The sequence below is a fragment of the Pseudomonas sp. JL3 genome (assembly GCF_031570575.1).
Taxonomy (GTDB): Bacteria; Pseudomonadota; Gammaproteobacteria; order Pseudomonadales; family Pseudomonadaceae; genus Aquipseudomonas; species Aquipseudomonas cucumis.
In genome coordinates this window covers 266582-293388 of sequence record NZ_JAKWJK010000002.1, presented here as the reverse complement: position 1 = coordinate 293388, position 26807 = coordinate 266582, and the positions used below count along the sequence as shown (strand labels likewise).

24 protein-coding genes are annotated in these 26807 nt (G+C 60.0%); 12 read left to right on the top strand and 12 right to left on the bottom strand.

The genetic code is table 11. The annotated features are described in order from the left end of the window. Nucleotides 1-93 precede the first annotated feature (93 nt). Nucleotides 94-660 carry a phosphoribosyltransferase family protein gene (locus tag MMG91_RS04620; RefSeq protein WP_310658881.1) on the top strand — a complete coding sequence of 189 codons (567 nt, stop codon included), beginning with the start codon at nucleotides 94-96 and terminating at the stop codon, nucleotides 658-660. A 21-nt stretch (nucleotides 661-681) separates the two neighbouring features. Here MMG91_RS04620 and MMG91_RS04615 read toward each other — a convergent pair whose 3' ends face one another. The 8 genes from MMG91_RS04615 to MMG91_RS04580 all read right to left on the bottom strand — a co-directional run bounded on the left by MMG91_RS04615 (nucleotide 682) and on the right by MMG91_RS04580 (nucleotide 7770). Continuing rightward, complete coding sequence (locus MMG91_RS04615; protein ID WP_305502419.1) at nucleotides 682-945, bottom strand: acyl carrier protein; 264 nt, start codon at nucleotides 943-945, stop codon at nucleotides 682-684. Nucleotides 946-954: 9 nt separating this feature from the next. Next, complete coding sequence (locus tag MMG91_RS04610) at nucleotides 955-2070, bottom strand: dihydrolipoamide acetyltransferase family protein (RefSeq protein ID WP_305502421.1); 1116 nt, start codon at nucleotides 2068-2070, stop codon at nucleotides 955-957. Between the two features lie 40 nt (nucleotides 2071-2110). After that, nucleotides 2111-3097, bottom strand: a complete 987-nt coding sequence (locus MMG91_RS04605; RefSeq protein WP_310658880.1) for an alpha-ketoacid dehydrogenase subunit beta — start codon at nucleotides 3095-3097, stop codon at nucleotides 2111-2113. Next, the gene (pdhA, locus tag MMG91_RS04600) at nucleotides 3094-4077 is read right to left on the bottom strand and encodes a pyruvate dehydrogenase (acetyl-transferring) E1 component subunit alpha (RefSeq protein WP_310658879.1); all 984 of its coding nucleotides are present in this window, start codon (nucleotides 4075-4077) and stop codon (nucleotides 3094-3096) included. The genes MMG91_RS04605 and pdhA overlap by 4 nt, the downstream gene beginning before the upstream one ends. Beyond that, nucleotides 4074-5837 carry an acetate--CoA ligase gene (acsA, locus tag MMG91_RS04595; protein ID WP_310658878.1) on the bottom strand — a complete coding sequence of 588 codons (1764 nt, stop codon included), beginning with the start codon at nucleotides 5835-5837 and terminating at the stop codon, nucleotides 4074-4076. The genes pdhA and acsA overlap by 4 nt, the downstream gene beginning before the upstream one ends. Nucleotides 5838-5909: 72 nt before the next feature. After that, a complete protein-coding gene (locus MMG91_RS04590; protein ID WP_310658877.1) occupies nucleotides 5910-6794 on the bottom strand; it encodes a universal stress protein in 885 nt (294 codons plus the stop codon). Between the two features lie 171 nt (nucleotides 6795-6965). Then, nucleotides 6966-7199 (bottom strand): hypothetical protein, encoded by a 234-nt coding sequence (locus MMG91_RS04585; RefSeq protein ID WP_310658876.1) that lies wholly within the window; start codon nucleotides 7197-7199, stop codon nucleotides 6966-6968. 73 nt (nucleotides 7200-7272) lie between these two features. Next, on the bottom strand, nucleotides 7273-7770 hold the full coding sequence (locus tag MMG91_RS04580; RefSeq protein ID WP_105347051.1) for a BCAM0308 family protein: 498 nt from the start codon (nucleotides 7768-7770) through the stop codon (nucleotides 7273-7275). Between the two features lie 278 nt (nucleotides 7771-8048). Here MMG91_RS04580 and groL point away from each other — a divergent pair, with 278 nt between their 5' ends. Next, the gene (gene groL / locus MMG91_RS04575; protein WP_310658875.1) at nucleotides 8049-9665 is read left to right on the top strand and encodes a chaperonin GroEL; all 1617 of its coding nucleotides are present in this window, start codon (nucleotides 8049-8051) and stop codon (nucleotides 9663-9665) included. Nucleotides 9666-9796: 131 nt separating this feature from the next. Next, entirely contained in the window at nucleotides 9797-11623 is a 1827-nt protein-coding gene (gene ftsH / locus MMG91_RS04570) for an ATP-dependent zinc metalloprotease FtsH (RefSeq protein ID WP_310658874.1), read from the top strand. Nucleotides 11624-11629: 6 nt separating this feature from the next. Here the strand turns inward: ftsH and MMG91_RS04565 are convergent, their stop codons facing one another. Beyond that, a complete protein-coding gene (locus MMG91_RS04565; RefSeq protein ID WP_310658873.1) occupies nucleotides 11630-14011 on the bottom strand; it encodes a phosphoketolase family protein in 2382 nt (793 codons plus the stop codon). Nucleotides 14012-14224: 213 nt separating this feature from the next. Here MMG91_RS04565 and fnr point away from each other — a divergent pair, with 213 nt between their 5' ends. Further along, nucleotides 14225-14971, top strand: coding sequence for a fumarate/nitrate reduction transcriptional regulator Fnr (gene fnr / locus MMG91_RS04560; RefSeq protein ID WP_310658872.1), 747 nt, complete (start codon nucleotides 14225-14227; stop codon nucleotides 14969-14971). Nucleotides 14972-15005: 34 nt separating this feature from the next. Next, nucleotides 15006-15989 carry a zinc-dependent alcohol dehydrogenase family protein gene (locus tag MMG91_RS04555; protein WP_305502432.1) on the top strand — a complete coding sequence of 328 codons (984 nt, stop codon included), beginning with the start codon at nucleotides 15006-15008 and terminating at the stop codon, nucleotides 15987-15989. On the opposite strand, the gene MMG91_RS04550 is transcribed toward MMG91_RS04555, so the two are convergent. Further along, a complete protein-coding gene (locus MMG91_RS04550) occupies nucleotides 15979-16899 on the bottom strand; it encodes a universal stress protein (protein WP_310658871.1) in 921 nt (306 codons plus the stop codon). The genes MMG91_RS04555 and MMG91_RS04550 overlap by 11 nt on opposite strands. Before the next feature lie 223 nt (nucleotides 16900-17122). On the opposite strand from MMG91_RS04550, the gene MMG91_RS04545 reads away from it, so the two are divergent. Continuing rightward, complete coding sequence (locus tag MMG91_RS04545) at nucleotides 17123-17686, top strand: GNAT family N-acetyltransferase (protein WP_310658870.1); 564 nt, start codon at nucleotides 17123-17125, stop codon at nucleotides 17684-17686. A 226-nt stretch (nucleotides 17687-17912) separates the two neighbouring features. After that, entirely contained in the window at nucleotides 17913-19721 is a 1809-nt protein-coding gene (locus tag MMG91_RS04540; RefSeq protein ID WP_310659075.1) for a DAHL domain-containing protein, read from the top strand. A gap of 87 nt (nucleotides 19722-19808) precedes the next feature. Here the strand turns inward: MMG91_RS04540 and MMG91_RS04535 are convergent, their stop codons facing one another. Together MMG91_RS04535 and MMG91_RS04530 are read right to left on the bottom strand one after the other, a co-directional pair. Beyond that, nucleotides 19809-20627: an aldo/keto reductase gene (locus MMG91_RS04535; protein WP_305506880.1), complete on the bottom strand. Its 819-nt coding sequence runs from the start codon at nucleotides 20625-20627 to the stop codon at nucleotides 19809-19811. A 122-nt stretch (nucleotides 20628-20749) separates the two neighbouring features. After that, nucleotides 20750-22033: an NTP/NDP exchange transporter gene (locus tag MMG91_RS04530; RefSeq protein WP_305446072.1), complete on the bottom strand. Its 1284-nt coding sequence runs from the start codon at nucleotides 22031-22033 to the stop codon at nucleotides 20750-20752. A 122-nt stretch (nucleotides 22034-22155) separates the two neighbouring features. Here MMG91_RS04530 and MMG91_RS04525 point away from each other — a divergent pair, with 122 nt between their 5' ends. From MMG91_RS04525 to MMG91_RS04505, 5 genes are all read left to right on the top strand, one after another. Then, nucleotides 22156-22944 carry an alpha/beta fold hydrolase gene (locus MMG91_RS04525; protein ID WP_310658869.1) on the top strand — a complete coding sequence of 263 codons (789 nt, stop codon included), beginning with the start codon at nucleotides 22156-22158 and terminating at the stop codon, nucleotides 22942-22944. A 260-nt stretch (nucleotides 22945-23204) separates the two neighbouring features. Next, nucleotides 23205-24182 (top strand): NAD-dependent epimerase, encoded by a 978-nt coding sequence (locus MMG91_RS04520; RefSeq protein WP_310658868.1) that lies wholly within the window; start codon nucleotides 23205-23207, stop codon nucleotides 24180-24182. A gap of 46 nt (nucleotides 24183-24228) precedes the next feature. Continuing rightward, complete coding sequence (locus tag MMG91_RS04515) at nucleotides 24229-24969, top strand: glycosyltransferase family 2 protein (protein ID WP_310658867.1); 741 nt, start codon at nucleotides 24229-24231, stop codon at nucleotides 24967-24969. Next, entirely contained in the window at nucleotides 24966-25244 is a 279-nt protein-coding gene (locus MMG91_RS04510) for a lipid-A-disaccharide synthase N-terminal domain-containing protein (RefSeq protein ID WP_310658866.1), read from the top strand. The genes MMG91_RS04515 and MMG91_RS04510 overlap by 4 nt, the downstream gene beginning before the upstream one ends. 3 nt (nucleotides 25245-25247) lie before the next feature. After that, nucleotides 25248-26768 carry a glycosyltransferase family 39 protein gene (locus tag MMG91_RS04505; protein WP_310658865.1) on the top strand — a complete coding sequence of 507 codons (1521 nt, stop codon included), beginning with the start codon at nucleotides 25248-25250 and terminating at the stop codon, nucleotides 26766-26768. Nucleotides 26769-26807: the final 39 nt, after the last annotated feature.

The window sequence follows — 26807 nt, the reverse complement described above, 5'->3', positions numbered from 1 at the left end:
TGCGCGCAAGGCTGTCCACTGGCCCTCGCAGTCGCATGCCCTGCACAGCCCTTACGCTATGATTCACCCATCGGCTTTCGACGGGAGACTGCCATGCCAACTCTGCCTGCGAGTCAGCGGTTGCGCTTGTACGACAGCGATGAGCTCGATTCGGTGCTGCAGGCGATGGCGCGCCAGGCCGCAACCCTGTTGCCGCCCGCTCAAGCGGCACTGATTGGCATCCAGCGCCGCGGTGAGCCTCTGGCACAGCGTTTACGGCAACATCTGTCACGTCAGACCGGCCAGCCAGAACTGCCTCTCTACCCCCTGAAGGTCAAGCGCTATGCCGATGACCTCAAGGTGCTGCATGCACAGACGGCACTGACCGAGAATCCGCTTCTCAACACGCTGGACCTTGCCAATACCACCCTGCTGGTTGTCGATGATGTGCTGTTTGAAGGCCATTCGCTCCTGCGCACCTGCGCGTACCTGGCGCAACTCGGTGCTCGTCGGGTCTACACGGCAGTCCTGGTCGACCGGCATGTCTGCCAGCAGCCGATCCATGCCAATATTGTCGGCGTGCACCTGCAAGTGGCCGCCCATGACATCGTCGAATGCAACGTGCCCCCCTACGAAATGGAGTTTTGCATTGAAGTGCTGCGTCACGGCGCCGCCCGCTGACGGCGCGACTGATCAAGGGTTTCAAGTGGCCTGCGCGCTGGGTGCGCCCTTTTGCAACAGATAGGCGACAAGCTTGTCCAGGGTGTCCACGTGTTGGTAATCGGTTTCAGGAATGGCAATGCCCAGGCTCCGATTTAGGGCTTCGATGAGCCGAAGCCAGTCCATCGAGTCCAGATCAACCTCCTCGCGTAGCGACCGGTCACTGTGTAACTGCTCAGGCTCGACTTCAGGAGCGATGCTCTTCAAGGCGCTCAACACCTGATTGCGTACCGATAGCGGGTCCATAGGCTCACCTCAAAGGTTCTCTGGCGTTTGTAACAAGCGACGGACTTCCCCCAGAAAGCGAGCGCCATAGTGACCATCGCTGACCCGATGATCGGCAGACAAGCTGCTGACAACGGTGGGCATGACGCACAACTGGCCTTCGTTCACCCAGGGGCGCTCGCAGATACGACCGAAGCCGACCAGGGCGACCTGCGGCGGATAGATCACACCCAGTACGCTGTCTACGCCCTGATCGCCGAGTTGGGTGACCGTTATGCCCGCGCCACCAAGCTCGGAGCTGCGCAGAGAACCGCTGCGGGCGCGCTCCACCAGGCTGGCCAGTCCACTCATCAAATCGGTCAAGGCTGTGTCCGCCACATGACGCAGCACCGGGGCGACCAGCCCCCCCTGGCGCAGGGTGATTGCCACCCCAAGGTCGGTATCGAGCGCAGGTTCAAAGGCATTGTTCTGCCAGGAACCGTTGAGCTGCGGATAGTCGCGCAGGGCCAACGCCACCGCTTTGAGCAGCAACGCACTGGGCAACAGGCGCTCCTGTAAGGGGCTTTTTGCATTGTGTGCCTGCAACCAGGCCATGGCCTTACCCAAGGCGATGGTTTCACTGAGGTAATAATGGGGAATCTCGCGCTTCGAACGGCTCATGGCCGCTGCGATCGTGTGCCGCATGGCCTGGTTATGGTCAGGCTCCGGGGCCACACGGGCGGCAGCCTCGACATCTTCCAGAGTAACCACACCGTGGGGGCCATGGCCTTGCAATTGACTGGCGCTGAGCCCCAACTCGGCAGCGCGCTTGCGTGCAGCCGGAGAAATCCTCGGGCGTCTATCGGAGAGGTTTTCTTCTGCGGTCAGCACCGGTGGGGTCGGCATCCGTCGCGCGGTCTGCGCACTTTCACCGGGCTCCAGCAACAGCGCGATGGGTGTACCCACGGGTACCTTGGCGCCGACGTCGATCAGCAGTTGCAGGACCGTGCCGTCGTGCCAGCACTCTACGTCGATGGCGGCCTTGGCCGTATCGACCACGGCAATCACCTGACCAGGCTTGAGCGCATCGCCCGGGTGGATTTTCCATTCCAGCAACGTGCCTTCATCCATATCGGCCCCCAGAGACGGCAATTTGAATTCGATCATGGTTGACCCTCCCGGCCTTGGGTTCGACACGTCGATGCCATCACGCGGACGTGCCCTGGCACAGCTCATGCGCGGCCGCGACGATCGTCGACACCTGTGGCAACGCAGCCTCTTCGAGATGCCGCGGGTAAGGTATCGGCACCTCGGCGCTGCACACGCGTGATGGCGGAGCATCCAGCTCGAAAAAGCTCTGTTCGATAATCCGCGTGATGATCTCGGCGGCCAGACTGCCGCTGCGCCAGCCTTCATCGACGACAAGGGCGCGGCGTGTTTTACACACCGAGGCCATGATTGTCTGGTCATCCAGAGGGCGCAGAACCCGCAGGTCGATCACCTCGCAATCAATGCCCTCCCCGGCCAGTTGCTCCGCCGCTGTCAGGGCCTTGCCGAGTGTGCCGCCGTACGCAATCAGGGTCAGGTCGTTGCCAACTCGGCGAACCTTGGCGGAACTGATGTCCAGAGTCTTCCAGTCGCCGGTATCAGCTTCCATGTTGTAGAGCTGGGCGTGTTCGAAAATCAGCACCGGGTCCGGATCCAGCAGCGCAGGCCAGAGCATGCCGCGTGCATCCTCGACGGTCGCCGGGGCGAGAATTTTCAGCCCGGGGATATGCGCATACCAGCCTTCGAGGCTGTGGGAGTGTTGCGCCGCGAGCTGACGTCCCGCGCCCGTCGCCATGCGCACCACCAGGGGAACCGAGAATTGGCCCCCGGACATATGCCGCAGGGCAGCAGCCGTGTTCATCAGAGGATCGAGGGCGAGCAGGCTGAAATTCACCGTCATGATTTCTACGATCGGCCGCATGCCCCCCAGCGCCGCGCCGATACCGGCCCCCACGAAGCCCAATTCGGACAATGGCGCGTCTCGAATGCGCTCGGGGCCGAATGCTTCAAGCAGCCCCAGAGAGACGGCGTAGCTGCCACCGTAACGGCCGACGTCTTCGCCCATCAGAAATACCCGAGGGTCCCGTTGCAACGCTTCACGCAGTGCCTCGCGCAGCGCGTCGCGGTAGGTCATGCGAGTGCTCATGGCGCGGCCCTCGGGGTGTAGACGTCGCGAGACAGATCCTCCAACGGTTCCAGGCTGCCGCTTTCGGCATAAGCGACGGCGGCCTCCACTTCGGCGTCCACCTGGGCCAGGACCGCCAGAAAACCGGGTTCGTCCAAAAGGCCTTGGGCCTTGAGCCGGGCACTGTAGGTGTGAATCGGTCCGCGGGTCTTCCACTGCTCTACCTCAGCCTTGTCGCGATACAGCTGCGGATCGAACATCGAGTGGGCGCGAAACCGATAGGTACGAAACTCCAGGAAAAAAGGCCCGCGCCCTTGCCGGATATGTTCAACCGCCTCACGAGTGGCTTCATACACCGCGACCACATCCATGCCGTCGACAGACCGGGTCTGGACCTTGTACGCCGAGGCTTTGGCACACAGGTCGGTTTGCGACTGCGAACGCTCCAGGGCCGTGCCCATGGCATAGAGGTTGTTCTCGCAGCAAAACAGCATCGGCAACTGCCACAAGGCGGCCAGGTTGATCGACTCGTGAAATGCTCCCTCGGCCATGGCACCTTCACCAAAAAAGCACGCGGAGAGCCGCGATCCACCCTGCATACGCTCGGCCAGCGCCAGGCCGACAGTAAGTGGCAAGCCACCGGCGACGATGGCATTGCCGCCGAAGAAACGTGTGCCGGCATCGAACAGGTGCATTGAACCGCCACGCCCTCGCGAGCAGCCTTCCTGGCGCCCGTACATCTCGGCCATGATGGTGTTCATGGGCACTCCCTTGATCAGGGCATGGCCATGTTCGCGATACGTTGCGACCACTGCATCGTCGGCTGCCAGTGCATGCAGAACACCGACGGCGACCGCTTCTTCACCGATGTACAGGTGCAGGAAGCCACGGATCTTGCTCTCTCCATACAGCTCGCCGGCACGCTCCTCAAGGCGACGGATGCGCACCATGTCCCGCAGCAAGTCGAGAGCAAAGTCCTTGGGCAACGATTGCAGGCTCATGACGGATTCTCCAGGCTGGAAGTATCACCTTCAGGCAAACCCAGCTCCCGGGCCTTGAGCAGACGTCGCATGAGTTTTCCGCTACGGGTGTGCGGCAGTGCCTGCATGAACGCCAGTTCCTTTGGCGCGACCACGGCACCGAGACGCTTGCGTCCATGGCCCAGCAATTCATCGTGCAGCGCCGGGCTGGCGGTGAATCCGCTCTTGAGCGAAACAAACGCCTTCACGGTTTCACCCAGCAGAGGATCGGGCTTGCCAATCACGGCGGCCTCGGCCACTGCCGGATGTTCCATGAGCGAGCTTTCAACTTCGAACGGGCCGATCAAGTGCCCGGCCGACTTGATGACATCGTCGCCGCGACTTACGAACCAGAAATAACCGTCGGCATCGCGACGCACCAGATCGCCACTGAGGTACCACTCACCGACAAAGCTCTGTCGATAACGCTCCTCCTGCCCCAGATAAGTACGGAACATGGCGGGCCATGGCCGTTTCAGAGCCAGTTCACCGACTTCATTTTCCTCAAGAAACACCAGCGAACCGTCCGCCTTGCGCTCGACAATGGCCGCCTCGACACCGGGCAAGGGTTTGCCCATGGAGCCCGGTTTAATCGCCATCGAGACCGTGTTGGCAATCATGATTCCGCCGGTTTCGGTCTGCCACCAGTTGTCGTGGATCGGCAGCCCCAACACCTCTTTACCCCACCAGACCGCCTCGGGGTTGAGCGGTTCTCCGACACTGGCAATAAACCGCAGACAGGGAAAGCGATGGCTGCGCGCCAACGTATCTCCGGCTTTCATCAGCAGGCGAATGGCCGTCGGTGCGGTGTACCAGACCGTTACCTGTTGTTTTTCGAGAATCCGGTACCAGCGTTCGGCATCGAATTCGTTGCCCTCGACCACGCTGGTGACGCCCAGCAGCAGCGGCGCGAAGATCCCGTATGAAGTCCCTGTGACCCAACCTGGATCGGCAGTGCACCAATAAATATCTTCGGGGTGCAAATCCAGCGCGTATTTAGCGGTGACCCGGTGCGTCAGTGCGGCGCCATGCACATGCAATACACCTTTGGGGGTGCCGGTCGTGCCGCTGGTGAAGTGTAAAAGCGCGGGACTGTCGACCGTGGTCCGGGCGATGTCGAAATCGTCAGCGGCTTCGGCCAGCAATCGATGCACGCTGAGGGTGCCCTCCACGGCGTTCGTATTCCCACCCTCGGCGTCATACAGCAGCACATGCTTGAGTGCCGGCAAATGCTGACGAATAGCCGCGATCTTGCGTCGATAAAGGGATTCGCTGGTCAGCAGCACACTGCCTTCGCCAAGACGCATCCGGGTTTCGATGGGCTCGGGGCCGAACGCGCAGAATAACGGCGAAACCACGCACCCGAGCTTCAAGCCACCGAGCACGCCCAGATACAGTTCCAGCCCTTGGCCACAGAGCACAAACAAGCGTTCGCCGGGGGCCACGCCCAATGTTTTCAGCGCATTGGCAAATCGGTTGGTCAGCGTGCTCAGTTGCCCGTAACTGATGTCGCGGTGCCCACCCTGGCGATCGAGAATGCGCAACGCCGTATGTTCACGCGCCCCTCCCATCGCATGCCGATCCACCGCCTCATAGGCGAGGTTCATGCCGCCCCCTGGCAACCCGGCCAATTCGAGCGCCTCCACCTGCCAGGAAAAGGCTGCGCGGGCTTGCTCGCTGTCCAGCCAATTGGGCTTTGTCGGCAAACCGGTGAGTTTCTTTTTGATCATCGGCAAATGCATGGGCTTCACCTCAACGGCTGTTCATCACAACCTGTCACCCAGGGTTGTGATCAACCGTGAACGGGGCCGTCCCTAGACCGCCAGGACGCTGCAGGGCACCTGATACAGAATATGTTCGGTCGTGCTGCCCACCAGTTTGTTCAAGCCATGGGACTGGACTCTGCCCATCACGATCACGTCCACCTGATGTTCGTTGGCAAACTCACTCAGCGCCGACACCGGGTGCCCGAGAATGAAATGCCGACGGTCAGAGGCCACGCCGTACCGACCGGCCAGGGAAAGGAACGATTTTTCCAGTTCTTTGCGCAACTGTTTGGTCAGCTCCGACAGCGTCAGGCCGCCGCCGCCCATATCGCCCAGATAGTCTGTGGTGTCGCAGGCGTACAGCAGGTGCAACTCGGCATTGCACTGCAGCGCGAGGCCATTGGCCTGCTGGACGATCCGGTCATTGAGCTCTTTGTCGGCATCGGTACCCGAAGCATCGACCGCGGCCACGATCTTGTGCGGCAAGGTGTGACCACTGCCGCCTATCAGATAGACCGGCACCGGACAGTGGCGCAGCAAGTGCCAATCCAGCGGGGTGAAGAACGCGCGCTTGAGCGCCGATTCATGCTGAACTTCCTTGATCAACAGGTCGGGCTGCATTTCCGTAACGTGATCCAGAATGTCCTGCTGCAAGTCATCTGCCCAGGCCACCTCCGCCGTCACTTCGATCCCCCGACCACGGATATTTTTTGCCTGATACGCCAACCAGTCGCGATGGTCTTGCAGGTAGGTCTCCCGCGCCGTTTCCCGCACGCCCTCTTCAAGCAGCGACAGAATGTCCAACGACTTTATCAAGGCAGCGATATGCAAGCGTGCCCCGCTGGCCTTGGCCAGGGCCGCCGCATGTTGTATTGCGGGAGAGTGGCGCAGGGCCGGGTTGATGATCAATAACAACCGTTGATACTGGCTCATGATCTGACTCCAGGCAGGTGGGCTTCAACACGCCATGGCCTGTTGCGAGGGCGCGGTCGTTGCGCCCTCGCTGGATCAGGCACCAGCGTCAACCCAGACTCCTCCGTTGCACTGACACTGGCGTTGATATAAATCAAATACCTTCGCCGGGCTACTTGCCGCAGCCTTGCATCATGGCTCGCTCTTGTTCATGGTTTTCAACCATTCCCGCCGGGCTTGACGGTATTTGTCATCCGCCAGTTTTTTCGCTGCAGAAAATCGTTCTATCGACTGAGTCGAAACAGGCTCGCTCAACAACGCATAGGCTTGTTTGCTCAGTCGGTCGGCTTCGGAAAAGAGCGCCGCACAACGATTGATTGATTCAGAACAGGCGGCAGATTGTGTCGTTGAATCATTGACGATCATGGTCGTACTCCTCGATCCTGACCTCCTGTCATTTCTTCAGGTTTGCAGCGTCGAGTACACCCCTCGCCCGGTTCTACTCGTCACGCGTCCAATCGATGCTCACCCCAAACTCGTCATCGCTGTACTGATAATCGGCGTGGCCTTTGAAGGCCGCTTTCAGTGCATGGCCCAGGCGGTTCGCGAGATGGATGCCTGTGGTGGTCACAACCAGCGCGCCCTCGGAATCGGTCAGGCTGATGATGCGCTCCAGGGCATGCTCGGCTTTTTCCTTTTTCTCGGTGTTTTCGATCAGGTTGATGATTTCGTTTCGATGCGCGGACAAGAAGCTGCCCGATAGCGTGAGCGTACCCGCCGGATGATTGTCATTGGTACGTTGGCAGGCTGGGCAGGTCACCGTTTGCGCATCATGAACCACCGTGTTCTCAGGAACTTTCCAGGTCCAGTTACCGGCCTGGTAGGCGGCCCCACACTGCGGGCAGACGGCAGAGCCTTCGATTTTCGGCAAGCAATAAGGATCACGGGCCGGTGTTTTGAACAGTTGGTTTTTCTGACTCTGCTGAAACTTGTCCATGGTCTTTCCTCGCAAATGAGTTGGCTAAAAATCCCACGCGAAACCGTGTTTTCAATTCGCCCCCCTCCCAGTCAGCTCCACTGAAAACACCGTGGATTCGAAGAGTTCATTTGGGCCCGGTTTGCTGTGGCGCAGGTTGATATTTGTCAATTCGGGCCAACAACCGACGGTCGATCATCCGAACGGTACGTACTGTGGCTTTGTTGATAAAAATCAACGCTGCACATGCCATTTCATAGAAGCTGAAAAGATGCAGAACTCTTCAGGAGAGCAACCTGATGGCCCACACAAAAATCCTGTTTCGTGCTGCCGCTCGCGAGAAAATCCTGAGTGGAGCCACACAACTGGCGGACGCTGTCCGGGTGACCCTGGGACCGAAATCGAAATCGGTGTTGATTCAGAGTAAATGGGGCAATCCGACGGTCTGCAATGACGGCGTGACGATTGCCAAACGGATCAACCTGCTGGACCCCGAGGAGAATCTGGGTGCGCAAATGCTGCGTCAGGCGGCGGAACGCACCGGCGAGGCCGTCGGGGACGGGACCAGCACATCGACGGTGCTGGCCCATGCAATCCTGGCTGACGGCATCCGCAACGTCGTCGCCGGTGCCAGTGCGATAGACCTCAAGCGCGGCATGGACCGGGGGCTTTCTCTGGTCATGCAATCGCTGCTGGCGCAATCGCGCCCGGTCAGCACACCCAAGGAAAAGGCCCAGGTCGCCACGCTTTCGGCCCATAACGACGCGGTCATCGGTCAACTGGTTGCCGACGCTCTGGAAAAGGTCGGCATTGAAGGTGTTGTCAGTGTCGAAGAGTCCAAGACCACCGAAACAGTGGTCGAGGTCATGGAAGGGATGCGCCTGGACCGTGGTTATGTCTCGCCCTACTTCGTGACCGATACCGAGAAGATGCAGGCCGAACTCGACGATGCCTACCTGCTGCTCTGTGACCATAAGATCGGCGTGCTCAAAGACCTGCTGCCATTACTGGAACTGATTGCCAAAAGTGGCCAACCACTGGTCCTGATCGCCGACGACATAGAGGGTGAAGCGTTGACCACTTTGGTGGTGAACCAGATTCGGGGGGTATTGCGCGCGGTGGCAATCAAGGCGCCGGGCTTCGGTGATCGACGCAAGGAAATGCTTCAGGACATTGCCGTACTGACCGGCGCAACCGTGATCTCCAATGAGCTGGGGATCAACCTCGAACAGGTGGAATTGAGCCAGTTGGGGCGGGCTCATCGAGTCGTGGTGCAGAAAGACAGCACGGCGCTGATTGGCGGCGCGGGTAAACGCGAAGCTATCGAGGCGCGCCTGCAACAGATCCGCGTGCAAATGGACAACACCACCAGCGATTACGACCGGGAAAAACTTCAGGAACGCCTGGCCAGGCTGTCTGGCGGCGTGGCGGTGATCCGCGTCGGCGCGCCTTCCGAATCTGAAATGAAAGCGCGCAAGGATGCACTGGACGATGCGATTTCCGCGACCCGGGCGGCGATCGCCGAAGGCATTGTTCCAGGGGGCGGTCTGGCCCTGCTCAAAGCCGTGCCGATGATTGCAGCCGAAGAAACCAACCATGAGGGCGATGTCAAAACCGGCCTGCAGATTCTGCGCAGGGCCTTGGAAGCACCGGCCCGGTTCATCGCTGAAAACTCGGCGGTGGATGCCGGCGTGGTCATAGCCCGCATGCTCGCCGAATCGGGCAACGTGGGCTTCGATGCGGCAGCCAATAGTTATGTGGACATGTACGAAGCCGGCATCATCGACCCGACCAAGGTGGTGCGCATTGCCCTGGAAAATGCCGTGTCGGTCGCCAGTATCCTGCTGCTCACCGAGGCGACCATGACGGATATTCCGGAAAAGGAATCGCCTGCCCAGCCACCGTTTCCTGAATGACCGACACGAGGCGAGGTGATCTGTGCACATCATCCGGCGCCCTGCGCGAGGGAGAAGCTGAAGCAGGCTATCTTTATTAAATGGGTTGGCCGCGGGCTTACCGATATGCGTTCCCACTCAGAGCCAAGGCCATGAAAAAGAACGACCAGTGGAACCTGTCCTACTTCGCGATTGCTTTTATCGTAATCAGCCTCATGCAGATATTCTTTGGCGAGCGCCAGGCGGTGCAGCCCCTGCCGTACAGCCAATTCCTGCAACTGTTGAACGAGCAAAAAGTCAGTGATTTGCGGGTCGAGAAGGACCAGATCAGCGGCAAGTTGCAAGAGCCCATCGACGGACGCGAGCGGTTTTCCACGGTGCGGGTCGATCCGGCACTGGCGACCGAACTCTCCCAATCGGGCGTCGGTTTTACCGGAACCACCGAAAATACCTTTATGAACAGCCTGCTGGGCTGGTTGTTGCCGTTCATGCTGATCATGGTGTTCTGGCATTTTCTGTTTCGCGGGATGGCGGATAAACAGGGCCTTGGCGGGCTGATGAATGTCGGCAAATCCCGGGCCAAAGTGTTTGTCGAACGCGATACCGGGGTGACCTTCGCCGATGTCGCGGGCATCGACGAAGCCAAGGCCGAACTGGTGGAAATCGTCTCGTTCCTCAAGGACAAGGCCCGATACGCACGCCTGGGCGCGCACATTCCCAAGGGCACCTTGCTGGTGGGCCCGCCGGGCACCGGCAAGACCCTGGTGGCGAAAGCCATCGCCGGAGAAGCCGGTGTGCCGTTTTTCTCGATTTCGGGGTCCGAATTTGTCGAAATGTTCGTCGGGGTCGGTGCGGCCCGGGTACGCGACCTGTTCGAACAGGCACGCCAGGCGTCGCCCTGCATCATCTTCATCGATGAGCTCGATGCGCTGGGCAAGATGCGCGGCGTCGGCGTGTTAGGCGGCAATGACGAAAAAGAACAGACCCTCAACCAGCTACTGGCCGAACTGGACGGCTTCGACCCCCGCGAAGGCGTGGTATTGCTGGCCGCGACCAACCGGCCGGAGGTCCTTGATCCGGCGCTGTTGCGCGCCGGGCGCTTCGACCGGCAGATTCTGATCGACCGTCCCGATCGCAGAGGCCGGGAAGCGATTCTCAAGGTTCACCTCAAGAAAATCACCGTGGAGCCAGGGCTCGATGGCGCACGTATCGCCGAAATAACCACCGGTTTCACCGGCGCCGACCTGGCCAACCTGGTGAACGAAGCGGCCATCGTCGCCACCCGCCGCGGCGCCGATGCCGTCAACCTGAATGACTTCACGGCCGCGGTAGAACGCCTTATCGCGGGGCTTGAACGCAAGAGCAACCTGCTTGATCCCGACGAACGCCGGGTGGTGGCCTATCACGAAATGGGGCATGCGTTGGCCGCCAGCACGCTGCCGGCGATGGACCCGGTGCATAAAGTCTCGATCGTACCCCGGGCCATCGGCTCGCTGGGCTATACCTTGCAGCGACCGACCGAGGATCACTTCCTGATCAGTTGCCAGACGCTCAAGGACCGGATTGTCGTGCTGATGGCCGGGCGCGCCGCCGAGGACCTTGTCTACGGTCAGATCTCCACCGGTGCCGCCGACGATCTGGGCCGCGCGACCGATATCGCCCGCCAGTTGATCACCCGGTTCGGCATGAGCGCCGAACTCGGACAGTCGGTGCTGGAGAAGCAAACCCCAACGTACCTGGGAGACCGCATGGCCACGGTGGGCGAGAAGGATTATTCGGAACAGACCGCCCGGGAAATCGACCTGGGTATCCGCGCCCTGCTCGATGAAGCCTACCAACGGGCCAAGGCATTGCTGCAGAGTCGCCGGGCCGACCTCGATGAGGGGGCCCGCCTGTTGCTGGAAAAGGAAACCCTCACCCCCGAGGAATTCCCGCCTCTGCTGCCGCTCAAGCCTGCCCCGGCATTACCGAAACTGTGATACCCATCAAGCCCGGTGATCCGGCGCCGGTGTCCATTGCCACTGCATCACTTCGGGCATGTCTTGCCCGTGTTCAATGAGGTAAAGCTTGTGTTTCTCCATCGTCGCCCAGTAGCGCGCCCGGGCGGTCTGGAGCTGATCGTGCAGCCGGGGCACGCGCTCGATGACATCCAGCGCCAGCTGATAGCGATCCAGGTTATTGAGCACCGCCATGTCGAACGGTGTAGTGGTCGCCCCCTCGTCCTTGAAGCCGCGAACGTGGAAGTTTTCATGATTGGTGCGTTTGTACAGCAGTCGGTGGATCAGCGCGGGATAGCCGTGGAAGGCGAAAATCACGGGCCGGTCGACGGTGAACAGCTCATCGAATGCAATGTCCGGCAAACCATGGGGATGGTGGTACGACGGTTGCAGGACCATCAGGTCGACGACATTGACCACCCTCACCCGCAAATCCGGCACGTATTCGCGCAGCAAGGTGACCGCGGCCAGGGTTTCCAGGGTCGGAACGTCGCCGGCACAGGCCATCACCACGTCCGGATCGCTATCATCCTGGCAAGCCCAGGCCCACCGCCCGATACCGACCTGGCAATGACGGATCGCCGCATCGATATTCAGCCATTGCCACTCCGGTTGCTTGCCGGCCACGATCACGTTGACGTAATTGCGGCTTCTGAGGCAATGGTCAGCCACCGACAGCAGGCAATTGGCGTCGGGTGGCAGATAGATCCGGACCACATCCGCGGTCTTGTTCGCCACCAGATCAATGAACCCGGGGTCCTGGTGGGAGAAGCCGTTATGGTCCTGGCGCCAGACATGGGACGTGAGCAAATAGTTGAGCGAGGCAATGGGTTTGCGCCAAGGCACTTCGGCGGCGGTTTTCAGCCATTTGGCATGCTGGTTGAACATCGAGTCGACGATGTGGATGAACGCCTCGTAACAGGAAAACAAGCCATGCCGGCCCGTCAGCAAATAGCCTTCGAGCCAGCCTTCGCACACCTGCTCGCTCAGAATCTCCATCACCCGGCCATCGACCGCCAGGTTGATGTCGTCGGGACCCAGGGGCTCCATCCAGGCCTTGGCGCTGACCTCATACATCGCGTCCAGCCGGTTCGAGGCGGTTTCGTCCGGACCGAACAGACGAAAATTGCTCGACGTCAGATTGTCTTTCATCACGTCCCGCAAAAACGTTCCCAGCACCCGTGTGGCTTCTGCCCGCAGGCCACCGGGAACCTCGGTGTTCACCGCATAATCGGTGAATCGCGGCAGCTCCAGCGCCCGTAACAGCAGCCCCCCGTTGGCATGGGGATTGGCGCTCATTCGTCGGTGGCCGGTCGGTGCCAGGGCGGCGATCTCGGGCAGCAAGGTGCCATTGGCGTCAAACAGTTCGTCAGGGCGGTAGCTGTTGAGCCATTCCTCCAGTTGCCGCAAGTGCATGGGTTGCTGGAAATCGGCCAAGGGGACTTGATGCGCGCGCCAGGTGCCTTCGACCCGACGGCCATCGACGAATTTCGGTCCCGTCCAGCCCTTGGGCGTGCGTAATACCAGCATCGGCCACAGGGGCCGCCCCAGTGACCGGGTTTGCGGCTGTTGACGCGCGACCCGCTGAATTTCACGAATCTCCAGCACCATGGTGTCCAGCGTCCTGGCCAGGGCTTGATGAACCTCTGCCGGGTCATCGCCTTCGACGAAATACGGATCGTAGCCGTAGCCATACATCAAGGCCGACAACTCCTCCTCGCTGATGCTGGAAAGCACGGTCGGGTTGGCGATTTTGTACCCGTTCAGATGCAGAATCGGCAGTACCGCCCCGTCGCGCGCCGGGTTGAGGAACTTGTTGGAGTGCCAGCTGGCCGCTAACGTCCCGGTTTCGGCCTCGCCGTCGCCAATGACACACGCGACCACCAGGTCCGGATTATCGAACGCGGCACCGTAGGCATGGGCCAGGCTATAGCCTAGCTCGCCGCCTTCATGGATCGACCCCGGTATCTGCGCCGAAACATGGCTGGAAATGCCGTAAGGCCAGGAAAACTGCCGAAACAGTCGAGTCAGACCGTTGGTGTTGCACCCCACCGACGGGTTGAACTCGGTGTACGTCCCTTCCATGTAGGTCTGGGCCACGACCGCCGGGCCGCCATGCCCGGGGCCGGCAATAAAGATCATGTTCAGGTCGTGGGTCGTGATCAGGTGGTTGAGGTGCGTATAGATCAGGTTCAACCCCGGCGTTGTGCCCCAGTGCCCCAGCAACCGTGGTTTTACATGCGCCAGCGTCAGCGGCGCCTTCATCAGCGGGTTGTCCTTGAGGTAGATCTGCCCGACCGCCAGATAATTGGATGCCCGCCAGTAGGCATCCAGCCCTTCCAGTTGCTCGGCACTCAAAAAATCGCTCATGACGTTCTCCACCAGGGCCTGGGGTAAACCGCAAGACATGCGTCGATTCTGGGTGTCTGCAACGCGCAGGACTTGATTTACATCAAGTCCTGCGCCGGCCGTCACCGGGGCTCCAGGGACGAGGCTTTCCCGCTCGTCGATTCCCCCCGTAAACGTCCGATTGGAACTGCGATCCGAACTATTCTTTACTCCACTATCAGGGGGCTACGAGCGATGCCCGAAACCCGGCCATACCAACATCATTATCTGAAAGCCGCATGCTCCAATTGCAGTGTCCTGGAGCTGTGCCTGCCAATTGGCTTGACCGGCCAGGAGGTCGAGCGGCTGGATACCCTGATTGTTCAGCGGGTAAAGGTTAAAAAAGGCGCCGCCCTGTACCGGGCCGGTGATCCGTTGCGCTCGCTGTATGCGGTACGCATCGGTTCATTCAAGACCAGCATGCTGTCGATCGATGGCCGCGAGCAGGTCACCGGTTTTCAGATACCCGGCGAGATGCTCGGTCTGGACGCCATCAGCGACGATCGGCACACCTGCAGTGCCTTTGCCCTTGAGGACAGCGAAGTCTGCCCCCTGCACTACGCTCAACTGGAGAAACTCGCCCAGGAACTGCCCTCGCTCCAACACAACATGAACAAGCTCCTGAGCCGGGAGATCGTGCGTGATCACAGCATGCTCATGATGATGGGCAACATGAACTCCGATGAACGCCTGGCGGCCTTCCTGCTAAACCTGTCGCAACGGCTGAGCGTTCGCGGATACTCGTCCAGAGACTTTGTGTTGAAAATGCGCCGTGAAGAGATCGGCTCGTATCTGGGCCTGCGCCTGGAAACCATCTGTCGGGGCATCGCCCATCTGCGGGATCTTGAATTGGTCGAGATTTCCGGGCGTAACGTCAAAGTCCTGAATCTGGACGGGCTCAAGCAACTGGTCGTCGGCTGTCACCGGCAGTCGCCCCTCTGACGCCCTACGGTGCACAGGCATTTGGAGAGTCGTCATGCGCGCCATGGTCTTGCATGCCTCCGGCCAGCCGCTGCAACGGGAAGAGCGTGCTATCCCGATACCTGACGCGCACCAGCTGTTAATCAAAGTCCTGGCCTGTGGCGTGTGCCGCACTGATTTGCATCTGGTGGATGGTGAATTGCCGCAAGCGGTGCTGCCGCGGGTGCCGGGCCATGAAATCGTCGGTGAAGTGACGGCGGTAGGTGCCGACGTTACGCCCGACTGGGTCGGCAAGCGCGTGGGCGTTCCCTGGCTCGGCTGGACGTGCGGTGAGTGCACATTCTGCCGCTCGGGCCGGGAGAACCTCTGCGATCGCGCCCGGTTCACCGGTTGTCACCTGGATGGCGGTTATGCCGACTACACCGTTGCCGACGCTCATTTCTGTTTCCCCATTCCGGACGCGCTCTCGGCCACGGAAGCTGCACCGCTGCTGTGTGCCGGGCTGATCGGTTTTCGCGCATTGCAAATGGCCAAAGGGGCTCGTCATCTGGGTCTTTATGGCTTCGGTGCGGCGGCGCATCTGGCGATTCAGGTGGCGCGGGGGCGGGGCCAGCAGGTGTATGCCTTCACCCGACCGGGCGACAGCGAGGGCCAGGCCTATGCCCGAACCCTGGGCGCCGAATGGGCAGGCCCCTCGGATCAACCGCCGCCGCACCCGCTCGACGCCAGCCTGATCTTCGCCCCCGTCGGTGCGCTAGTGCCGTTGGCGCTGGAAGCCACCGTCAAGGGCGGCTGTGTGATTTGCGCGGGCATCCACATGAGCGACATCCCCGGCTTCCCTTATCGACTGCTGTGGGGCGAGCGCAGCATCCGATCGGTGGCGAACCTGACCCGCGAAGACGGCACGGCATTTTTTGCAGAGCTGCGGCATACGCCCGTGCACAGCGACGTCACCTGTTTCGCCCTGGACGATGCCAATCAGGCACTGGCAAGCCTGCGGGCCGGTCAGGTCAAAGGGGCGATCGTGCTCATTCCCTGACGAGCGACCCCGGCTGTTTGACCGCCAGAATACTGCCCGGTACCGAGTAAAGCGCCCGTTCCGTGTTGCTGCCGATCAACCGTTCGAACCCCACCCGGTGCACGGTGCCCATCACCACCACATCGACCTGGTACTCCTCGACAAACTCACTCAGCACCGGCGCCGGCAGGCCCATGATGAAATGCCGACGCTCCGGCGGCACGCCATAGCGCTCAGCCAGAGCGACAAATGCCTGGTGCAGCGATTGCCGCAGCTCCTCCATGAAATCCACATTCCACCCGCCGCTGACCAGGGCCGCATCGCCATTGAAGGCCGGTGACAAGTCATACGCGTACAGCAGATGCAGCGATGCGTCACATTGCAGGGCCAGTGCATTCGCCGATTGAATGATGGTGTCGTTGAGGCCACTGATTTGCGTCGAGGGGTCAAACGGGTCCACCGCAGCCACAATGCGCCGGGGCAAAGCACAACGGGCCCGGTTGACCAGATGCACCGGCACCCTGCATTCGCGCAGCAGGTGGCAATCCAGAGGGGTGACGAACACGCGTTTGAGCAGCGGCTCCAGCGTGACGTCCTTGATCAGCAGGTCGGGCTTGAGCTCTTCTACGCCCTTCAAGATGTCCAGCAAGGGATGAGTGGTAAAGACCACCTCCACGCTCACGTTCAATCCCTCACCACTCAGGCGCTGGATTTCTTCCGCCATCCAGCGGCGATAGCGGCGCAGATAGCGCTGGTACTCCGCCTCATCGGTTTTTTCCTCCCACAAATGGATGATCGGTGCCGGCTCTATAAACGCCCGCACATCCAGCGCCGCCCCGCTGACCTTGGCGAGGGCAACGGCGCGCTGCAAGGCCGGAGACTGGTACAGGGTTCGGTCGGCGATCAGCAACACACGTTGATATTGACCCATCACACACCTCGATTCGGTGCCGGTCCAAAGCGCCGGCCTGTTCCCAGACTGCGCCCGTTACCCCCTATCCCGGTTGATTTACATCAGATGTGAGCATTTGAGCCTGCCGGTCACGAGTGTCTGATCCAGATCAGATTCAACCGCCGCCAGCAGTGTAAAAAGAAATGAACCGCGTAGTTCGTTGCGACGCGCGAGCCTTTCAACCCGGATGGAGAATTGCACCATGCTCACTGTTAAAGAACACAATGACCGAGCCGCTGCCCTCTACGCCACCGTCACCGGACAGCACTGGATTGAAGCGCTCAGGGACGGGCGCCATGTACTGATCCGGCCGCTGACAGAAAAAGACCGCGAGCGTGAATATGCGTTTATCAAGCAGCTGTCCCCGGAGTCGCGGCACATGCGCTTTCTGGCGCAAGTCAATGAGCCCGGCACGGCCATGCTCGACCAGTTGATGGATGTCGACGGCAAGAAGCGGTTTGCCTACGTCGCCCTGATCCACGACAACGGCAAACTGATTGAAATAGGTGTCAGCCGCTATGCCGCTACCGCCGACCATGTATGTGAATGTGCCGTGACGGTTGCCGATGAATACCAGCACCTGGGCCTGGGCACGGCACTGATGGAACACTTGATCAAGGCCGCGCGCAAGAATGGTTTCAGTGAGATGTATTCCGTCGACGCCGCCAGCAATGCGCCCATGCGTGATTTGGCCAAAGCCCTGGGTTTTGAGACCCGTCACGATCCCGATGACAGCCGTCAGGTCATTCATAGCCTCTATCTGTAAAAAAACGCCCCTCGGCATCATTGGATCCGCCGAGGGGCGTTCAACACTCAGGGCTGTAACAATGAATGCCGACCCGCCGTTCGGCTTTTTTTTCAACAGTGTCCGCCAACAACGCTAGGCTTACGGACAATGTGGTGATTATCGCCATTTTGCAGGGAGCGCAAAAATGGAACTCATTAACCGTTGGCAGTCTCTCTTCCCCGGGATGGCCCAGGGAAGATTGCCAATGAAGCTCTCCAATCATTCCAAATGGACGGTCTTGGGCACCACGGCGCTTATTCTTTTCAGCGTGCTGATATTTTTGCTGATCAAATCCTATTCCTACGACACATCGACTTACTTCGAGTCGCGCGACTTCGTTCGCCAACTCAAGCAGTTCGATGCCAATTGGAACGTGAAGATTCTGCGAGCAAAAATCGGCATAAACAACAATTTGCTTCTGGTGGCGCATCCTGAAGCAGAGCAACGCTGGCAACAACTCGACGACCTCAACGCTGCCGGCCCGCTTTCGCCCCTTTGGCAATCTCGACGCCAGGGTTATCTGGATGCGGTGGAAAACAAAACCCTATTGGTTGAGCAATTCAAACAGCACAACACGGTATTGCGAACTTCACTGGATGCCCTGCCTGAACAGGAAGATGACATTCAGGCATTGCTGGCAAATAACAATGACCAGGATTTAACCGCCGCCTCAAACGTATTCGATCTCACGCTGGCAACCCTTGAATACGCCCTCTATGTATCCCGCGCCAAAGCTGAAGAGATCAACCATCAACTGAATGAACTCACCAAATATGTCGATCAACTTTCACCTGAACAGCGCCAACCTTTTACTGCATTTGTCGAGCATGTAAACGCCATCGTTCGAGAGCAGCCCATCGTCAATGACCTGCTCGATCGCATCAGTGTGATTCCGGTCGCCCAGCAACTGGACAGCATCAACGAGTTATTGAACGAGACACAACGGCGCACCGGTGCGACATACCGCCAATATCACCTTTATCTCGGGATATGCGCCGGCATCATGGCGCTGCTGCTGTTGTACCTGGCCGCCCGCCTGATTCGCAGTTATGCCCTGATCAACAAGATGAACAATGAGTTACAGACGGCAAACGAGCGACTGGAACAACGGGTCGAGGAGCGCACCCGCGAACTGATCGAGGCCGAGCGTGAACTGGTCGATGCCGCACGGATGGCCGGCATGGCGGAGATCGCAACCAATGTGCTGCACAACGTCGGGAATGTGCTGAACAGCGTTAACGTCTCGGCAGATTTGATCACCCGTAAATTGGCGGTCAGCAAAACCTTGGGCCTGGGTAAAGCGGTAAACATGATGAACGAACATGCCGAAGACCTGGGGCAGTTCATGACACTCGATGAAAAAGGCAAACTGCTTCGCGGTTACCTCAATCAACTGGTCGACTCCATCGCGGCCGAGCAATCGAGCATCGTTGACGAACTGTCACAACTCACCAAAAGCATCGATCACATCAAGGACATCGTTTCCACTCAACAGGCCTATGCCGGCGCCGCCAGGCTGGTCGAGCCGTTGAACGTCGTCGACCTGTTCGAGGATGCGTTGCGCATGAATTCCGGCGCGTTGAGCCGGCACCATGTCGTGGTCACCAAGGACTACCAGGACACGCCAACGATCATCGGCGACAAACACCGACTGCTGTTGATCCTGATCAACCTGATCAGCAATGCCAAATATGCGATGTCCAAGGTCAGCGACCATCAGCGCCAGATGACGCTGGGCGTCAAGATTATCGATAACGCAACGCTGCGCCTCAGCGTAGAGGATCAGGGCGAAGGGATCGCGGCCGAGAACATGACCCGCATCTTCAATCACGGCTTCACTACGCGCAAGGAAGGTCATGGGTTTGGCCTGCACAGTTGCGCGCTCGCGGCGGTAGAGATGAACGGGCACCTGCGTGTCCACAGCGATGGACCGGGTCATGGAGCGGTTTTCACCCTGGAGATTCCGCTGGAGACTGCCGACGCATTGCCGGCCGCTGGAATGTCAGTCAGTTAAGCCATTTCAGCAACGACGCACTCCTTGTAGCAGCTGCCGAAGGCTGCTACAGATTGCGTTACCGCCTGACAAAACCTGCCAACACGACTAACCCATCAGTGCCATCAACTGTTGACGCTGCGCATCCGTCAGCATCGGGCCGAAACCTGCACCGGCGTTTTCCGCCATGTAGCGCGGGTTGCTCGTGCCGGGAATGACACACGTCACCGCCGGATGAGCCAACAGGAACTTGAGCGCCAGTTGTGCCCAGCTGTTGACCCCCACTTGCGCGGCCCATCCCGGCAGCGGTGTTCCTTTCAATCGCGCGAGCAAATCGCCGCCGCCGAAAGGCCGATTACAGATCACCGCCACACCGCGCTCGCGGCACAGCGGCAGGATTCGCTTCTCGACGCCACGGTCGTCCAGGGCATAGTTGATCTGCAAAAAGTCCATCGGCTCGGCTTTCAACACGGCCTCCACTTCGTCGTAGGCCGACGCCGTGTAATGGGTGATGCCGATGTAGCGGATACGCCCTTCTGCCTTCCATTGGCGCAGGGTGGGCAAGTGGGTTTTCCAGTCCAGCAGGTTGTGAATCTGCATCAGATCGATACGGTCGGTCTGCAACAACTTGAACGACTGTTCCATCTGCGCGATGCCTTCTTCGCGCCCACGGGTCCAGACCTTGGTGGCCAGAAACGCAGGCGAACGAGGCCGATGAATCGACAGCAATTCACCGGTCGTCTGCTCGGCGCGACCGTACATCGGTGAGCTGTCGATCACCGTGCCGCCCTTCTCGAACAACGCCCTGAGTACCGCAGGCAGTTGCTTGTAAGCGGCGTCGGAAGGCGCGACATCAAAGCCGCGATAGGTGCCCAACCCGACCATGGGTAACGGCTCATTGCTGGAAGGAATGGCTCGGGTCAGCATGTTCTTGCCTCCTGTTTCCGTCGACGGCGCCGATGCAGCAAAGGCCGGATCGAAGGTGAAGACCGCCGAAACACCGGCAGCCAGCGTGAGTAGTCTTCTACGCGTGAAGACAGCAGGATCGGTCATGGAATTCCCCCTGGCTGTTCATTCATGGTCGCCCTTTGTTCTTGTCGTCTGGCCAGCCACAGACATAACCAGCCCCATAGCCCGGCAAACGGCACGATCATCACCGCCACCAGAGCAAAGCCCGCGCCCAGTGCCGTCAACCCGGCGGAGAGCCAGCCACTGGCGGCATCACCGCCGCGATACACCAGGGTTTCGATCACATTCTTGGCCTTGTACTTTTCCTCGCGGCTCACCACCGTCCACAGCACTTCTCGCGCCGGGCGCACGATGGCGAACTCAACGGCACGGCGCAGCCCCTGCGCCAGCGCAACGGTTGTTGGCACGGGTGCCAGGGCCATGGCGCTAAATGCCACGATCGTCGCCAACGGCAACGCCACCAGCGCCCCACCGATACCGATCAGTCGGATCAACGGCGCTGTCAGCAGCAGTTGAAATAGCAACGTCAGCGCCGACACGATCAAATCGACGAAGGCGAAGAATTGCGTCCTGCTGGCCACATCAGCATAGCTGCCAGCGACAATCCGTCCCTGTTCGAAATACAGCAAGGTCGCCGCGCTGGTGTGCAACAACATGAACAGCACCAGCCCCATCAGATAGCGCGAGCGCAGGATCAGCGTGACCCCGGCCAGCATGCTGCCGCCCATGCGCCGCTCATCCAGCCAGCGGCTGCCGGACCGCGACGCTGTGCGCGACAACAGCGCCCGATAGCAACGCACCGCGCATTCCAACAGCACGGCCGCCGCGACGGTCAATGCCATCGGCCCAAGACGGGTGGCCATGGTCGCGGCCAGCAATGGCCCGATGAACGTGCCCAGGGTTCCACCCGCGGCAATAAAGCCGAACAACCGTCGCCCCTGCTCGCTGGAAAAGCGGTCGACCAGCACGCTCCAGAAAATCGAAACGATGAACAGGTTGTAGATGCTGATCCAGACGAAAAACACCCGTCCCACTGTCACCGGCGCAATGCGCTGAGCGATCAACACGCCAAACACCAGCATCGACAAGGCAATCAAGCGATAGATCAACGGTACGAAACGCGTGGCAGGCAGCCGCGAAACCAGCGCGCCGAACAGCGGCACCATCAGCAGCATCACCACGAACGTGGCGGTGAACAGCCATTGCAACTTGTCGGCACCGCCCTCAAGGCCCAAGGCGTCGCGCAACGGTCGCACCAGGTAATAACTGGCGAGCACGCAGAAATGGAAGGCGAAACCCAACATCAGGGCCGTTCGTTCGGACGGCAGAACCTTGACCCACTTCAGCGCGCCGGTGGCCGTCATGGCGCAGCGCCCGGATACAAGCGTCGAACCTCAGGCATCGGTGCGCTCCCCGTACGGCAACTATCGATGTACTACACTCTGACAGCGCTCAAGCGATAGCCGTCGTCAGGCCAGAGCAGTCCATGTCGTCCACTAAACTTAGCCGAATGTCGCGCACCCTGATGTCTCTCTTCGCATTCATTGCCGTTGCGTACCTGGTGCTCTGCGCGGCGCTGTTCGTGTTTCAGCGCGCCCTGATCTACTACCCGCAACCCCGCGCCATCGACGCGCCCGAAACGCTGCTGACGCTGCAAGTCGCCGATGCGCAAGTGCTGGTGACCGTCAGGCCGCACGACGGCCCGAAGGCGTTGATCTACTTTGGCGGCAATGCCGAGGACGTTTCCCGCAGCCTGCCCGACTTTTCGCAGGCCTTTGCGGATCATGCGATCTATTTGCTGCATTACCGAGGCTACGGTGGCAGTTCCGGGTCGCCGTCCGAGGAGGCGATTCAGCAAGATGCCATGACCTTGTTCGACATGGTCTACAACACCCATCCTCAGATCGCCGTGGTCGGGCGCAGCCTGGGTTCGGGCGTCGCCGTGCGCCTCGCCAGACAACGCCCGGCCTCGCGGCTGATCCTGATCACGCCCTACAACAGCCTTGAAGACCTGGCTGCCCGTCAGTTCCGCTGGTTCCCGGTGAAGTGGCTGCTTCAGGACAAGTTCGAATCCTGGAAATACGCCGCCCACATCACCGTACCGACGCTGTTGATTGCCGCCGAGCACGATGAAGTCATACCGCGCTCAAGTACGGAAAAGCTCTACACGAATTTCGCCAAAGGTGTGGCCACGCTGCAGGTGATACCGGGCACGGGCCACAACTCGATATCCGAGAGCCCGCAGTACCTCAAGCTGCTGGGTTCCGCGTTGTGAGGGCCGGTAGCACGGTCACAAAAACGACATGATTGCTTAACGTTTTTTTTACAACTCCGCAGGCACGTTATGCGTGGCTGCGGGCGCTACTGCTCATGATGAACGCCGCGCAGACTTCTGACAGAGCAATGGAGCAAGAGGCATGGAGCCAACGGTGGTATCAACCCAAACACATACGCTGATCAGCACTCAGGGGTGATTGTCATGCAAAGGCCTCCTTTGCGCAGGGCAGGGATTAGTCGCACACAGGCGCGAGCCTCATGACGGTTCTGGTCACGGGCGCCGCCGGTTTCATCGGGTATCACACCGTCAAGCGTTTGTGTCGGGAAGGCCTTGAAGTGGTCGGTATCGACAATCTCAACGACTACTACAGCGTGGAACTCAAACACGCCCGGCTCAAGGCGCTGGAATCCTTGCCGGGCTTTCGTTTCCAGACCCTCGACATCGTCGACAAACCGGCCTTGATGACGTTGTTCGAAGACCATGCATTCATCGAGGTTGTGCACCTGGCGGCCCAGGCGGGCGTTCGCTATTCACTGGACAACCCGGACGTCTATGCGCAGTCGAATCTGGTGGGGTTTCTGAATGTGCTGGAAGCCTGCCGACACCATCGCCCCGCGCATCTGATCTACGCCTCGAGCAGCTCGGTGTACGGCACCAACAGCAAAATGCCGTTCAGTGTGGAAGACAGCGTCGACCATCCCATTTCGCTGTATGCCGCCACTAAACGAGCCAATGAGCTGCTGGCGCACAGCTACTGCCACCTCTATGGCCTGAAGGCCAGCGGCTTACGCTTTTTTACCGTTTACGGGCCTTGGGGGCGCCCCGACATGGCGCTGTTCAGGTTTACCGAGGCGATCATCAAAGGCTTGCCGATCGACATCTATAACCATGGCCAGATGTCACGTGATTTCACCTACATCGACGACATCGTCGAAAGCATCGCTCGCCTGCGCTCAAAACCACCGGTGCCGAACGGGCCAGAGGATGGCGTAAACCGAATCTTCAACATAGGCCGTGGCCAGCCAGTGCCGCTGCTGGAGTTCGTCGATTGCCTGGAAGCGGCATTGGACCTCAAAGCCCAGCGCAACTTTCTGCCGCTACAGGCGGGCGATGTGGTCAAGACCTGGGCCGATGTTTCGGCATTGGCCGAATGGGTCGACTTCCGTCCTCAGGTGACTGTTGAAACAGGCGTGGCGGAATTTGTGAAATGGTATCGCCACTTCTATCAGATATGAAACGTGAGCCCTTGATAATAAAAGACCAAGGAGCAAGGGGGACTCTATGAGCCAAGACATTTTTGTATCTGTATTGATTCCAGCAAAAAACGAAGCGAACAACCTCAAACCTTTACTTGAGGAAATCCGCACCGCACTGGCCGATGAGGCTTACGAAATCATTGTCGTGGACGATGGCAGTACCGATTCCACCTTGCACGAACTGCGGCAGATGAAAAACAGTGGCCTGAGTGAATTGCGCATCCTGCGCCATGAGCGTTCGCTGGGGCAAAGCACCTCGCTCTACCATGCGGCGCTCAATGCCCGGGGCCAATGGCTGGCGACACTCGACGGCGACGGTCAAAACGACCCCGCGGACATCCCCGGGATGTTGGCGCTGGTGCGTGGTGAACAGGGTCTGGTCGACGTTCAGTTGGTGGCCGGGCACCGGGTCAACCGCCGCGATACCGCCAGCAAGCGCTGGGCCTCGCGTTTCGCCAATGGCCTGCGCAGCCGCCTGCTCAAGGACGCCACCCCGGACACCGGCTGCGGGCTGAAACTGATCGAGCGTGCGGCGTTTCTGCGCTTGCCGTACTTCGACCATATGCATCGGTTCATTCCTGCGCTGATCCAGCGTCACAACGGCCGCATGATCGTCCATCCGGTCAATCACCGCCCCCGCACGGCCGGGGTGTCCAAATACGGCAACATCGACCGCGCCCTGGTGGGCATTCTCGACCTGTTCGGCGTTTGGTGGCTGATCAAGCGCACCCGGTTGAACACCAATGCACTGGAGATCGAAGGATGAACCTCTCCCGCGAAACCCTTTGGTTGGTGATCGGCTTCGGTGGCCAGATCGCCTTTACCGGTCGCTTCGTCTTGCAGTGGCTGTACAGCGAATACAAAAAACGCAGCGTGATCCCGGTGGGCTTCTGGTACCTGAGCATTGTCGGCAGCACCCTGCTGTTCGCTTACGCCATTTACCGGCAAGACCCGGTCTTCATTGTCGGTCAGGCCTTTGGCTCCATCGTCTATTTGCGCAACTTGCAATTGATTGCCCGCAGCAGACATCTAAAGGACTGAGCCATGCGCAAAACCCTGTCGCCCGGGATCGAATGCCTGGGCCTGATGCTGCTTGCCTTGCTGTTGATCGGCGCCGGGCTGGGGCTGCGTCAACCGCAGAATGTGGACGAGGAACGCTTCCTCGGCGTGGCCCTGGAAATGCTGCACAACGGAGCATGGTTCATCCCTCACCGCGCCGCGGAAATATACGGCGATAAGCCGCCGATCTTTATGTGGACGGTGGCGTTCTTCGCGTGGCTCACCGGCCTGCCCGCCCTCGCCCTTTATATTCCGGGGCTTTTGTCGGCCGCGACGGTCACGGCCATGGTCTACGATCTGGGCCGCAGGCTATGGAATCAGCACATCGGTCGGACGGCGGCGCTCTTGTACCTGGCCACGTATCAGACTTACAGCATCTTGCGTACCGGGCAGATCGACAGCTTTTTGATTCTGTTCACGTCGCTGGGCTTGTACGGGCTGGCGCGGCACCTGCTGCTCGGCCCGACGTGGCGCTGGTTTTATGTGGGCTGCGCCGCCATGGGCATTGGCGTGATCACCAAAGGGGTCGGCTTCGTCCCGGTCCTGATGCTGATTCCGTATGCCTATGCGGTACGCAAAGGCTGGCCCGGTGTGGTGGCCATGCCGGGCGAGGCGCGCAAGTGGTTCCTGGGCTTCCTGGTCGCCCTCGGCGCCATCGCAATCTGGCTGCTGCCCCTGGCGATTTCCATTGTGCTCAATGGCACTGCGGATGAAATCGCCTATGCGCGAGAAATCCTGCTACGCCAGACGGCGGCACGCTATGCCGCCGCGTGGGACCACCGCGAACCGTTCTGGTATTTCTTCGTCAACGTCATCCCGCAATATTGGCTGCCATTGGTGCTCGCCCTGCCGTGGCTGGTGCCGGCCTGGCGCCGGCAACTGCGCAAACACGACGGTCGAGTGCTGGTGCTGCTGGGCTGGGTCGTGTTGGTGGTGCTGTTCTTCTGCCTGAGCAGCGGCAAGCGCAAGTTATACATCTATCCGGCGCTGCCAGGGCTGGTGCTGGTGGCAGCGCCGCTGATTCCATGGCTGCTCAAGCGCTGGTTCGGCAAACGCCCGCGTGGTCGGCGAACATTCCAGACACTGGTAGTGACCTGGTTTGTCCTGTGGTTTGCTCGCGGCTTCATCGAGCCGATCAAGGACGGTCGCAACCCCCATGAAGCGCTCATGGCGCAGGCGGCGACCATGACCCACGGCGCCGATCTGGTATTGGTCAACTGGCGCGAGGGCCACTGGTTATTCGCCCGGCAGCCGATCGTGCATTTCGGGATGAAAGGCTCCTCCGTCGAACAAGCAGCGCAGTGGTTGCGGGACCACCGTGAGGCGTACGCCCTGGTGCCGGACGGAGTGTTGAGCCAGTGTTTCAATCCTGAAGCCGCCCATGAACTGGGCGAAACGTCTCGCGCGCAGTGGTCGATCGTCGGCGCCGATGCCGATAACGGCCGTTGCCATCCCGGGCTGCCACCCAAGGTCTATCGCTTCAGCTGGGACAAGGAAAAGTCATGAGCAAGGCATGGAAGCCGGGAATATTTTTCATTGCTGTAC